Source organism: uncultured Chloroflexus sp. (assembly GCF_937129525.1).
In the GTDB taxonomy this organism is placed as follows: Bacteria; Chloroflexota; Chloroflexia; order Chloroflexales; family Chloroflexaceae; genus Chloroflexus.
The window spans coordinates 1-12052 of the sequence record NZ_CAKZNK010000129.1 but is presented as its reverse complement, the minus strand read 5'-3'; the positions used below and the strand labels follow the sequence as shown (position 1 = coordinate 12052).

Here is a 12052-nt window from a genome sequence, read left to right as displayed (position 1 = left end):
AATGCAACTGACTGGTTTGAGCGCATTGGTTACCGGTGGCGCATCGGGCTTAGGCGCGGCAACTGCCGAACGATTGGCTGTAGCCGGCGCTCGAGTAACAATCGCCGATCTCAATGATGCTGCCGGTGCGGCATTGGCCGAGCGTATTGGTGGACGTTTCATGCGCACTGATGTAACCGATCCGGCGCAGTGCGCGGCGGCAGTGGCGGCAGCAACCGACTTTGGCGGCGGTCTTCACACACTGGTCTGCTGCGCCGGTATTGTGCTGGCCGAGCGGATGCTTGGGCGTGATGGTGTCCATGATCCGGCCCGCTTCAAGCGGGTGATCGAAGTGAATCTGATCGGTACATTTCAGATGATGCTATACGCTGCGCAGGCCATGACCGCTAATCAACCCAACGCTGAGGGTGAACGAGGCGTGATCATCAATACTGCCTCGATCGCTGCCTTTGATGGTCAGATCGGACAGGTTGCTTACGCTGCCTCAAAAGCGGGTGTGGTTGGCATGGGCTTGCCGGCGGCGCGCGAACTGGCCCGCTTTGGCATCCGGGTAATGACGATTGCGCCGGGTATTTTCGATACCGCGATGATGGCAAGCCTGCCGGAAGCGGCGCGCGCCTCGTTAAGCGCGCAGGTTCCGTTTCCGTCACGGCTGGGCAGACCGGATGAGTACGCCGCGCTGGTGCAGCATATCATTGAAAATCCGATGTTGAACGGTGAAGTCATTCGACTCGATGGCGCAATTCGGATGGCGCCGAAATAAGAGGAGGAATACAATGGAAATCTATCTTGATACAGCCAACCTGGCTGAAATTCGTGAGGCGGCCAGTTGGGGAATCTTGAGTGGGGTAACGACCAACCCGACGTTGATCGCGCGTGAGCATGGCGCCGACTTCAAGGCTATCATCACCGAGATTGCCGAGCTGGTCGATGGGCCAATCAGCGCAGAAACCATTTCGCTCGATGCCGAGGGAATGGTGCGCGAGGGATTGGAATATGCTTCGTGGCATTCGAATGTGATTATTAAAGTGCCGAGCACAACCGAGGGTTTGCGCGCCGTTAATCAGTTGGCCTGGCACGGTATTCGTTGCAATGTCACCCTCTGTTTCAATGCTGTGCAGGCACTGCTGGCAGCGCGCGCCGGCGCATTCATTATTAGCCCCTTTGTTGGACGAGTAGACGATACAGGGGTTGATGGCATGGCGCTCATCCGGGAGATTGCCGGCATTTATCGACAGGATCGTGAGATTACGACCAAGATCCTGGCTGCGTCGATCCGCCATCCACGTCACATTGTCGAGGCGGCATTGGCCGGCGCCGATATTGCAACCTGTCCGTTTAAGGTCTTGCAGCAGGCGATGCGCCATCCGCTAACCGATCGTGGTATCGAGCAATTTTTGGCCGACTGGAAGTCGCGGTCGGCCTCGTGAGAAGAGGTTATGCGCGATCAACCCTTCATGCTAGGTCTGATCGGCGCCAGTGGCGCTGGCAAGACAACCCTCACCCGGGGGATTGTGCGTCTACTCGGTGCGCAAGGGGTGACGCCGATCAGTCTTGATGACTATCTGCGCTATAGCCGGGCCGAGCGGGCAGCGCGCGGGCTGACCGACGCTGATCCGGCGGCCACCGACCTTGAGCGTATGGCGCGCGATCTGGTTGCCTTGCGATCCGGTCAAATTATCGAGAAGCCGATCTATGACCACGAAATTGGCGCGCCGCGTGGTAGCGAACGAGTCGCGCCAACCGGTCTGGTAATTGCCTATGGCGCATTGACTCTCACCCCACCGGTACAGGCTGAATTGTTTGATCTGACCGTCTATCTCGATCCAGAACCGGATCTTTATCGTCGCTGGCGCGAAGAGCGTGATGTCAACCAGCGTGGTTATACGTTGGATGAAGTGCGCGCGGCCTGGCCGGCCCGTGAACGCGATCTGCAACGCTATATTGCTGTGCAGCGTCCGCTGGCTGATGTGGTGTTGCGCTTCCAATCCGGCTCGCCAGGATACGATGCGCAGATGTCGCTCCGTCGAAGGGCGTCAGGATTTGATCTGGCCGGTGTAGTCAGGGGAACAGATGCAGCCGCAGCAATCCAGATCCAGCCGGTAAACTCAGATGAGGATGGTTTGCCGGCTATGCTGGTGAAGGCGACAAACCATCCTGCGCTAGAGCGTGTCAATGATGCCTTGCGCGCGCGCCTGCCCGCGCGAGGACAGGTCGTGAGCAGTGAAGAGCCGACGACAGCCTATCCGACGCTGACGTTTGCCCAAACCCTGATTGCAACGTTGTTGTTGCAGGGACGGTGACATCTGGACACACACCTGAGTTGGGCGCAGATGGCGCTAGCCGGGATAGGTTTGATCGACCAGCTCGAAAACGGTCTCAGCAATCGACATTGGATCGAGCCGAAAGGCGCGGTAGAGATCGTCGCGCGCGCCTGATTGACCGAAGCGGTCAACGCCGAGCGCGCGCAGCGGCGCGCCATGAACTGAACCAAGCCAGGCCAGTGCGTGCGAGGCTGCATCGTGAACGGTGACAATAGGCGCGGCGCGCTCGTTGAGTGGGAAGAGCCAGTTCAGGTCACTGCCCTGCTGCCAGTGCTCGTAGATGCGGCGCGGACTGGTGAGATTGATCACGTTGACTGCTACTCCTTCACGACGCAGGTAATGCGCTGCCGCTACTGCTTCGGGCACGAGTGTGCCGGTAGTCACAATTTGCGCCACGGGAGCGCGCGGGTGATCTGGGAAATCAGCGCGGTCGATCAGTCGGTAGCCGCCAAGCAATACCTGTTGGCGCAGCTCGTCAACGCCTAGCCGGTTGAGCGCCGGTTGCAGCAGACTCTGGTCGATCGGGCGGGTGGAAAGCCGCAAATAGCTGGCCGAACCAGCCGGATCGATACAGAGTCGGAGCGCTTCGCGCAGCAGCCATGCCGTCTCAAGGGCAAAACAAGGCTCGAAGCTGACCAGGTTGGGTAGCTCGATGCCAAGTGATGCCGTCACTGAGGATTGATGAGCGCCACCTTCGAATGATAGGGTGATACCGCTGGGTGTGCCGATAACGATAAAACGCGCCCCAGAGTAGAGACCGTAGATGAACGCATCGAGGCCGCGGCAGACGAAAGGGTCGTAAACAGTGCCGATTGGAATCAGCGGCTCACCGATCAGATCACTCGCCAGCCCAAACATCCCCAACAGCATAAAGAGGTTCATCTCAGAGATGCCCAATTCGATATGCTGTCCGCCTGGCCAGCGGCGCCAGCGCAGCATGCGATAAGCTTCAGTTTCGAAGTCTGGTTGTTCGTAACGTGAAAAGACGCCAGTCTTGTTAATCCAGCCGGCCAGATTGGTCGAGACCGAAACATCGGGCGATGCCGTGACAATCCGCTCGCGCAGACCGGCAATATCGGCCAGGCGAACGAGGAAGCGGCCAAAGGTGTCTTGAGTGCTGATCATACCGCTGGTTGGCACGGCAATCTCGTCAGGCAGCGGAATATTCACAGATAACCGGGGTTGTTCGCGCTCGCCGTACAATCGGGCCGCTGCTTCCGCGCAAAGCCTGCCTCCGGCTGAGTCGGATGGCAACCGATCCCACTCGTGTCCGGGAGTGATGCCAAACTGTTCGCGCAGGGCTTCGATCTGCTCAGGAGTGAGCAGCATCGAGTGGTTGAGTGGATTGCCGGCAATCGGCAATCCCCAACCCTTAATCGTGTACGCAAAGATGATTGTCGGGCGGCGTGGTTCAGCGTCGGCAGCAGCCAGTGTTTTGAGCATAACGGCAACATCGTGACCGCCAAGATTGGCCAGTGTAGCCGGCAACTCAGAATCAGGCACGCGAGCGAGCAAGCGGGCCAGCCGCTCATCGCCGTTGATCAGGCGTGGCCGCAGCTCAGCGCCTGACAAACGGATCAAAGCCTGATACTCCTCATTGCTCATATCGTCGATACGGCGACGTAAAACGTCGCCATCGGGCAGGTCAAAGAGGGTTTGCAAGCGGCAACCATACTTCGCTTCCAACACGCGCCAACCGCTCTCGGCGAAGAGACGTTGGAGATGAGCGGCGCGGATCCCGGGTACCACGCGGTCGAGACTCTGCCGATTGAGATCGACGATCCAGAGCAGATTATCCAGTTCGGCCAGTGCCGGATCGAGCACAGCTTCCCAAACATTGCCCTCATCGAGTTCGGCATCGCCGACCAGCGCGATGAAACGCTGGGTGGCAGGACGTTGAAAATGCGCGGCAGCGTAATGAGCGCTGAGCGCCGCAAATGCCGGCGCAACTGCCCCCAGGCCAACCGAGCCGGTCGAGAAATCGGGTTGATCGGGGTCTTTGGTGCGGGAAGGGTAGGCTTGCAGACCGCCAAAAGCGCGCAGTTGGGTAAGATATCTGGCATCAAGGCGTCCTAACAGATACTGGAGCGCGTGATAAACCGGTGAGGCGTGCGGTTTGACCGACACTCGATCGCCGGGGCGCAGATAGTGCAGATAGAGGGTCGTCAGGATGGTCACCATCGACGCCGATGAAGCCTGATGCCCTCCTACTTTCACGCCATCAGGGTTGGGGCGCGCGTGATTAGCGTGATGAACGATCAAGGTTGACAACCAGAGCACGCGCTGTTGCACCTCTTCGATCGCGCTGATCAGCGCAGGGGTTGGCTCAATGCGGGGCATACGTTGCTCCTTATAACGTCTGTGCTGACAGGGGCTAAAGCCATTATACCTGATGGCAAGAGATGTGTTGCTACGTGGTCATTGCTTTGTAGAGCCTTTTGCGCAACGGGATCGTATGCGCTAGTTTATCAGATTGTTAAATCTACCAGTTCAGAAAGGTTAAAAAGACATAAAGTGTGATTAACAACACTTTAAGCGCATTAGAATGGGCAAAATCTTGTTGTAAATCACTTGCCAAAACTCTGCATCTACGGTACTATGCGCATGCCCGCACCAGTTCAACGCCGGTTTGCACCTTGTGGTTTGCGCGTCTCGGGTTTGACCCAGCTTCGTGGCATGCGCGGAGGCATGTTGCGAAGATTGGTTCTGGTTGTTCGCGACTTGAAACGGAGACCATACCCTATGGAGAAGATCTCACGTCGACGGTTTCTGAAAGGGACGGTTGCATTGGGCGCCGGCGCCTTGCTGGCAATTTACAGCGATGGTAGCTTTCGATTAGCGCTAGCCCAGGAAAATCCGGCTTTTCGCATGCGCATTTTGCACACCAACGATCATCATGCGCGGATTGAGCCGGTCTTCAGCGGCAATAACCCCGTTCACGGCGGGGTTTCGCGGCGCAAGGCATTGATTGACAAAATTCGCCGCGAGACGGCAATGCCAACGTTGCTGGTCGATGCCGGTGATGTCTTTCAGGGGACGCTCTACTTTAACCAGTACAATGGTATGGCCGACCTCGAGTTTTACAATGCGATGGGCTACGAGGCGATGGCCGTTGGCAACCACGAGTTCGACAAAGGGCCGCAGGCATTGGTTGATTTCATCACGCGGGCCAGATTCCCGGTGTTGAGCGCCAATATTGCAGTGGCCGCCGGCAATCCGCTGGCCGGTTTGATCAAACCACGCACCATCATCGAGAAAGATGGCAGGAAAATTGGTATCTTCAGCTTGACTCCTGAAGATACCGGCGTGCTCTCAAACGCCGGACCCGGCGTTAGCTTCACCTCGGCGATTGAGGCGGCTCGCCAGCAAGTAGCGGCCTTGAAAGCCGAAGGCGTTTTCACCATCATTGCCCTAACTCACGTTGGCATTAATGTCGATCGTCAGCTTGCCCGGGAAGTGGGTGGAATGAGCCTGATTATCGGTGGGCACTCGCACACGCCGATGGGACCAATGAACAATGTGGGCACACCGCCATACCCTGAGTTGATTGCCGGTCCCGATGGCAAGCCGGTTGTGATTGTCACCGACTGGGAGTGGGGGCGCTGGCTGGGTGACATTACAGTTGCCTTCAACGCCGCGGGGACAGTGATTGATCTGCAAGGCAATCCAACCGAGATCGTGCCATCGTTACCGGCAGATCAAGGTTTTGAAAACCGGATCAGCGTGTTTCGGGGGCCAATTGATCAGTTACGGGCGCGCGTTGTTGGTTCGGCTGCGGTAGATCTCGATGGTAGCCGCAACAATATTCGCTCGCGCGAGACGAATCTCGGTAACCTGGTGGCTGAGGCAATGCTGGCCAAGGCGCGCAGTGCCGGCGCCACGATTGCTATAACCAATGGTGGCGGTATCCGGACGTCGATCCCGGCTGGGCCGGTTACTGTCGGTCAGATCCTGGAAGTGTTGCCGTTCGGCAATACTCTGGCGCTGGTAACGCTGACCGGCGCGCAGGTGGTCGAGGCGCTTAACAATGGTGTCAGCCAGGTTGAGAGTGGCGCAGGTCGCTTCCCGCAAGTAGCGGGTTTGCGCTTCACCTACGACCCATCGTTGCCGGCAAGCAGCCGGGTCACGAGCGTGACAGTTGGTGGCGCGCCGATTGATCCTAATGCCAGCTATATTGTCGTCACCAACAACTTTATGCTAACCGGTGGCGATGGCTACAGCGTCTTTACTCGCGGACGCAATCAGGTCGATACCGGCTTCATTCTGGCCGACGTAGTCGAAGAGTACATTGCAGCCAATTCGCCGGTCAATCCGGCAGTTGATGGTCGGATTGCGGTTGGCGCGGCCCCGGCGACGACACCGGCGGCTCCGAATCAGCCGTCAGCGCCTGTTCCGGCGACCTTGCCAAACACCGGTGGTGTGTTGACGCCACTGGCCTGGCTGGCCGGCCTGGGCGCGGCAGCGCTGGCCGGTGGTGCGGCGTTGCAGCGAAGCGCTGCGGAGGCCGAAGCAGAAACTGAGGCTGAGGAGACGGTTGAGATGAAGGGTTAGGTCTGCGGAGGCCCTCTTCGTCTGCCGTCGAACGTAATCGTGACATAAATCCTTGCCCCCTCTCCCATAGTGGCAGGAGAGGGGGTTTCTTATCGTCCCATTTGCAGCCTGTTATCACTGCGCGTGTGAAAGCGCGTCAGGGCTTTAACCCGGCGGGCAGTGGCATTGCGGCAGTTGCCGGGGCATTGCCGCGCTCGGCAACGCGCTTTGCCCCGGCGGTCAGTGGCATTGCGCGAGAAAATTGCAGGTTACGCTATCACACCCTTGTCGTAACAAGGCTGACACAACAAAGCGGGCGACCCTTGCCGGTCGCCCGCTGCGGGTTATGCCGATACCGTTACAACTCCAGCCCACCATCGACCGGCAGCACTTCGCCGGTAATGAAGCTCGACTCATCAGAGGCGAGGAAAAGGTAGGCGTAAGCCATATCTTCAGCGGTACCAAGGCGGCGGAGGGGGGTACGCCCCTTGAACTCCTCAAGCACTTTTTCCGGCACATGGGCAATCATCTCGGTCTGGGTAAAACCGGGTGCTACCGCATTGACGCGGACGCCGCTCGGCCCAAACTCGCGCGCCCAGGTCTTGGTCATACCAATCACGCCCGCCTTTGAGGCGACATAATTCGTCTGGCCGAAGTTGCCGTTGAAGGCCACAATCGAAGCGGCATTGATAATCGAGCCGCGACCCTTTTCGATCATAATCGGCGCAACATATTTGGTGCAGAGCCAGACGCCTTTCAAATTGACATTAATCACCGCGTCGAATTGCTCTTCGGTCATCTTGACCATGCGAGCATCGCGGGTGATACCGGCGTTATTGACCAGCACATCGATTGTGCCGGCCCATTCAACAACCGCTTTTACCATCGCTTCAACTGAAGCTGCCTGACCCACGTTGACCACGAAGGCTTTGGCATCGCCGCCGGCTTCAACAATCGCGTCGGCGGTCGCTGTTGCCGCCTCTTCATTGATGTCGGCTACCGCGACTTTGGCGCCTTGCTGGCCAAACAACAACGCCGTTGCGCGGCCAATTCCCTGACCACCGCCGGTAATCAGCGCCACTTTCCCGCTTAGACGCATACCCTTCTCCTTCCAGCGATTCCAACCGATCAAAACGCGCAAGCGTTGATCGTGATGAGATTGAGACAATAAGAAACCAGGGCATCGCTGCCAGAGGGTACAACAACGATGCCGGTTACCAGACCATGAGACGAATCGGGAATGTTAATTGCTACGTTCGCTCAGCCACGCCTCGATTTGCGGCCAGGCCCGTTTGCTGGCGCCGCTACCAACCATGATGCCGATATGGCCGCCTTTCAACTCGATCAGCTTCTTATCCTTGCTGCTCACCCGATCCATGATCGAACGCGACTGGCAATTGGGTACGATGTGATCCTTGTCTGCGATCACGTTGAGGAGATTGGCTTTGATATTAGCCAGATCGACCACGCGCCCTTCCATCATCAGCTTGTTTTCCATCAGCCGGTTTTCGCGGAAGAACTCAACAACCCACTGACGGAAGGCTGCGCCGGGGAAATCGACGTTATCGGTCACCCACGTATTCATCGCCAGCCATGCCTCAACGACTGCCGGGTTGTCGAGGTTATCCCATAGCTTGAGATAGGTGCCGATGTAATTCTCAACCGGCTTGAGCATCTTATTGCCGTATTCGATAACCGCAGCGGGGACGTTGCCGAACTGGCGCACCAGTTCATCGACGTTATAGTATTCGGTATTAAGCCAGCGGCTAAAGGTGCTCCCCTCCTTGTCACTGAAGTCAATTGGCGCAGTGAGTAGGATCAGGTTGCGTAACCCGTCATCGGGGCGCATCGCCGCATAGATCGTCACAATCGTGGCGCCGATGCACCAGCCGAGCATGCTAAATTCTTGCTTGCCGCTGTGCCGCTTCATCGCGCGAATTGCGCGCGGCAAAAACTTGAGCGAAAAGTCTTCGAAATCATAATTCGCATCTTCCGGCCCAGGAGTACCCCAGTCGAGCAGATAGACTTCGTAGCCGTGACGCAGCATATACTCGACGAAGCTATTGCCGGGGCGGAGATCAAAGATGTAAGGCCGGTTGATAAGCGCGAAGACGAGCAGCAGGGGCACTGGTTTGCGCTGCTCGGGTGGCACCATGGGGTAGTAGTGATAAAGGCGCATTTTATTCAGCGCCCAAATCTGTTCTTTCGGCGTCTGACCGACTGCAACGCGAATTCGATTGGTGGCAATGCGGGCAGCCATATCGCTGCTCTTGGTCGCGCGCTCAATCTCCTTCAGCAACTGCTCGGTCATCCGCTCGAGATCGATCGGCGCGGCATCTGAACTGGTCATGGCGAAACTCTCCTACTCTTTGTCTTCGCTCGTCGTCTTGCGGTTACGAGCAGCCGGACGCGCGGCAGCAAGCGCAGTCAGTTGTTCTTCAATGGCGCTGAGTCGGCTGCCGATCAGGCTAGCGTCAGTCGGCGCCAGGCCACCGTTAGCAGCCAGTTGGCGTAAGAGGCTGGTCAACTCATCAAGCTGCGCTTGCATATCATCAAGCCGAAACTCGATGTTGGTCAGCCGGCTGGCCAGAGTTACCACTTCGTTGCGCGAGGGGAGCTGGGCCTGGGCCAGATAGCGCTCCATATACTGCTGGACTGCCTGTTGCACCGGGCCAGAAACGGCCAGCAGCGCATCAAGCTGCGCCCCGATTGCCTGCGAGAAGGTTTCGGTGTTAACCATAGCGGTCAGGCTCTTCGCCCAGGCGTCGAGGCTGGCGTCTCGCCACGCCCGCCACGTCCCGATTGGATCATTCGGATCGAAGCCATTTGGAGGCTGAGTCATTGCCAATCTCCTTTGATGGCGCGCCACCAGGGCGCGTTGAGATGCGCGGTTCTTTTCGTAGGGTAGTGGACGTAGTTACAGCATGGTTACATATAGTATACATTCTCTCTTGACAAGATGTGGTGAAGCTATCTATACTCAAGGTTGAAAGCGTTTAGAAGATTGGCTAAATATCTATGGAAGACTCGATAACACGCACCTTGCAGGCTCTATCTGATCCGACCCGGCGCACCATTCTGCGGATGCTGAACGAGCGCGATATGACGGCAGGCGAGATTGCCGCCCGCTTTGCCATCTCGGCGCCGAGCGTTTCACATCATCTCAACGTGTTGAAGTCAGCCAATCTGGTTACCACTGAGCGGCATGGGCAGCGGATCGTGTATCGACTAAATGCCACCGTCTTGCAAGAGACACTGGGCGTGTTAATGGAATTATTCCGTGTTGGTCAGGGTAGTCAGGAGAACGGTTATGCGTAAACTACGACTCATGTTCGTGATCACGGCATTGATGTGGGTCTTCGGCGTGGTGACGTTGCCATTGATCCCCGATCCGGCGCCGATCCACTGGAATGCGGCGGGTGAAGTAGATGGCTTCGGCAGTCCGTGGCTGGTTGCTTTCCTGCCGCCGGCGTGCGCTACGCTGATTGCGGTGCTGGCGCCATTACTGCCGCGTATCGATCCGCGCGGGCGGGGATATGTGGCTTTTGCTCCCACCTATGCTTTGATTATGAACAGCCTGATCCTCTTTTTCGCCGCGTTACACCTGATGACAGTGGGCGTAGCCATCGGCTGGCCGATCAGCGTGCCGCGACTGCTCAGTGTAAGCGCAGCGCTCTTGATCGTAGTGTTGGGCAATGAACTGGGCCGGGTTACACCCAACCACTTCGTTGGAATTCGCACACCGTGGACGTTGGCCGATAGCGAGGTGTGGCGGATCACCCATCGAGTCGGCGCGCGTCTGTTTGTGGTCGCAGGACTGGTAGCTGCGTTGTTCAGTCTCGTTGTGCCCGAAGAGTGGTTATGGGCAACCAGTGTTCCGCTGATCGTTGTGCCGGCACTGGCCACGATTCCGTATTCGTATCTTGTGTGGCGACGACTGCATCGGACAGATTTGTCGCAAGGAGAAAACCAATGACAACGGTAGATTGGCGTGGTCTGGGCTGGTTTGTCGGGCTGAGCATTGGTCTAGCCTGGTTAGTGTGCGCGCCATTGTGGATCAGCGGGGCGGGTCTGGCGCATCCGCTGGCATCTCTGCTCATGCTGGTCATGATGTTTGTACCGGCGCTGGTGACCTTTATAGTAACACGCTGGATTAGTCCACCACCAGAAGGGATCGTGAAAGCGACCGGGTTAGGGATTGGCAAAGGTCGTAAATGGGGCTGGTACTGGCTGTTTGCATGGACGGTGCCCGGTCTGATCATGGTAGTGTCGCCATTTTTCAGCGCGCTGTTTGGAGTCTATGATCTGGATCTATCGCTGTCAGGTTTTCGCGCGTTGTTGAATGCGGCAGGCGCCGGCGATGCGCTAGCCAACGTGCCGTTGTGGCCGATTGTGTTTGCGCAACTGGGAGTAGCCTTGATCATCGGGCCATTGCTGAATGCAGTGCCGGTCTTTGGCGAAGAATGGGGGTGGCGTGGCTACCTTTTGCCGCAGTTGTTGCCGTTGGGTCAATGGCCGGCGTTGATCGTCAGCGGTGTGATCTGGGGGATATGGCACGCACCGGTTATTTTGCTCGGCTACAACTATCCGACAAATCCCGCATTGGGTGTCGTCATGATGACGGTGTTCTGTGTGCTAGTGGGCATTCTGTTGGGATGGACACGCCTTGCGACCGGTAGTGTCTGGCCGGCAGTGATTGGGCACGGGAGTATCAATGCTTTTGGGGGGGCGATTGCGCTCTTTGCGCGCGAGGGTGCGACCGTTGATACGATCTGGGCCACTGCGTTGGGGGTAACCGGCTGGCCGCTGTGGCTAATCGTCATTGCGATTCTGGTGCTGAGTCGACAGTTGCCGGTAGCCGACCCACCGGACGATCGGCGTCCGGTGGTGACTCCGGCGACTTCGGTAGTGGGGTAGCGCGATCGACGCTATTGTTGTGGCTGGTTTTCAGGGTTGTAATCAGGTAGGAGCGGTTATAAGTACCTGATTTGCCGCAATCTCCTACGCTCCAGGCTCGGCGGATACCCTGATTGCCGCCTTCGATCCGTCGTTCAAGTCGGGCCTCTACAAGGTACGGCTCGATCTATCTGACGGTAGTCAGCTCTTTGCCGACATTGTCGCGCGCTTGCTGGAGCCGGGTGAGGTGGTGTATACCGTTTACGTGCCGGCTGCTCTGCGGTAATATGGGCTGAGCTGTC

Annotated in this window: 11 protein-coding genes; 7 read left to right on the top strand and 4 right to left on the bottom strand. The window is 57.6% G+C overall.

Going from position 1 to position 12052, the window contains the following annotated elements:
- Window position 1: 1 nt before the first annotated feature.
- Genes Q0650_RS15915 through Q0650_RS15905 form a run of 3 tightly spaced genes read left to right on the top strand, consistent with a single transcriptional unit; the run spans window position 2 to window position 2303 of the window.
- Window positions 2-763 carry an SDR family NAD(P)-dependent oxidoreductase gene (locus tag Q0650_RS15915; protein WP_298820724.1) on the top strand — a complete coding sequence of 254 codons (762 nt, stop codon included), beginning with the start codon at window positions 2-4 and terminating at the stop codon, window positions 761-763.
- A gap of 13 nt (window positions 764-776) precedes the next feature.
- A complete protein-coding gene (fsa, locus tag Q0650_RS15910) occupies window positions 777-1430 on the top strand; it encodes a fructose-6-phosphate aldolase (protein WP_298820722.1) in 654 nt (217 codons plus the stop codon).
- Window positions 1431-1439: 9 nt separating this feature from the next.
- Window positions 1440-2303 (top strand): uridine kinase, encoded by an 864-nt coding sequence (locus Q0650_RS15905; RefSeq protein WP_298820720.1) that lies wholly within the window; start codon window positions 1440-1442, stop codon window positions 2301-2303.
- A 36-nt stretch (window positions 2304-2339) separates the two neighbouring features.
- Here Q0650_RS15905 and Q0650_RS15900 read toward each other — a convergent pair whose 3' ends face one another.
- Window positions 2340-4664 carry a transketolase-like TK C-terminal-containing protein gene (locus Q0650_RS15900; RefSeq protein ID WP_298820718.1) on the bottom strand — a complete coding sequence of 775 codons (2325 nt, stop codon included), beginning with the start codon at window positions 4662-4664 and terminating at the stop codon, window positions 2340-2342.
- Window positions 4665-5066: 402 nt separating this feature from the next.
- Here Q0650_RS15900 and Q0650_RS15895 point away from each other — a divergent pair, with 402 nt between their 5' ends.
- Window positions 5067-6875, top strand: coding sequence for a 5'-nucleotidase C-terminal domain-containing protein (locus tag Q0650_RS15895; RefSeq protein ID WP_298820716.1), 1809 nt, complete (start codon window positions 5067-5069; stop codon window positions 6873-6875).
- Between the two features lie 337 nt (window positions 6876-7212).
- Here the strand turns inward: Q0650_RS15895 and Q0650_RS15890 are convergent, their stop codons facing one another.
- The 3 genes from Q0650_RS15890 to Q0650_RS15880 form a co-directional block, all read right to left on the bottom strand.
- On the bottom strand, window positions 7213-7953 hold the full coding sequence (locus Q0650_RS15890; protein WP_298820713.1) for a beta-ketoacyl-ACP reductase: 741 nt from the start codon (window positions 7951-7953) through the stop codon (window positions 7213-7215).
- Between the two features lie 144 nt (window positions 7954-8097).
- On the bottom strand, window positions 8098-9204 hold the full coding sequence (locus tag Q0650_RS15885; protein WP_298820710.1) for an alpha/beta hydrolase: 1107 nt from the start codon (window positions 9202-9204) through the stop codon (window positions 8098-8100).
- Window positions 9205-9216: 12 nt separating this feature from the next.
- On the bottom strand, window positions 9217-9696 hold the full coding sequence (locus Q0650_RS15880; RefSeq protein ID WP_298820708.1) for a hypothetical protein: 480 nt from the start codon (window positions 9694-9696) through the stop codon (window positions 9217-9219).
- 176 nt (window positions 9697-9872) lie between these two features.
- Between Q0650_RS15880 and Q0650_RS15875 the strand changes: the two genes are divergently transcribed.
- The 3 genes from Q0650_RS15875 to Q0650_RS15865 are packed head-to-tail and all read left to right on the top strand — an operon-like array spanning window position 9873 to window position 11771.
- Window positions 9873-10172, top strand: a complete 300-nt coding sequence (locus Q0650_RS15875) for an autorepressor SdpR family transcription factor (RefSeq protein WP_298820707.1) — start codon at window positions 9873-9875, stop codon at window positions 10170-10172.
- Window positions 10165-10830: an SdpI family protein gene (locus Q0650_RS15870; RefSeq protein ID WP_298820705.1), complete on the top strand. Its 666-nt coding sequence runs from the start codon at window positions 10165-10167 to the stop codon at window positions 10828-10830. Before Q0650_RS15875 ends, Q0650_RS15870 begins: the two co-directional genes overlap by 8 nt.
- Entirely contained in the window at window positions 10827-11771 is a 945-nt protein-coding gene (locus tag Q0650_RS15865) for a CPBP family intramembrane glutamic endopeptidase (protein ID WP_298820703.1), read from the top strand. Before Q0650_RS15870 ends, Q0650_RS15865 begins: the two co-directional genes overlap by 4 nt.
- The last annotated feature ends 281 nt before the right edge of the window (window positions 11772-12052 follow it).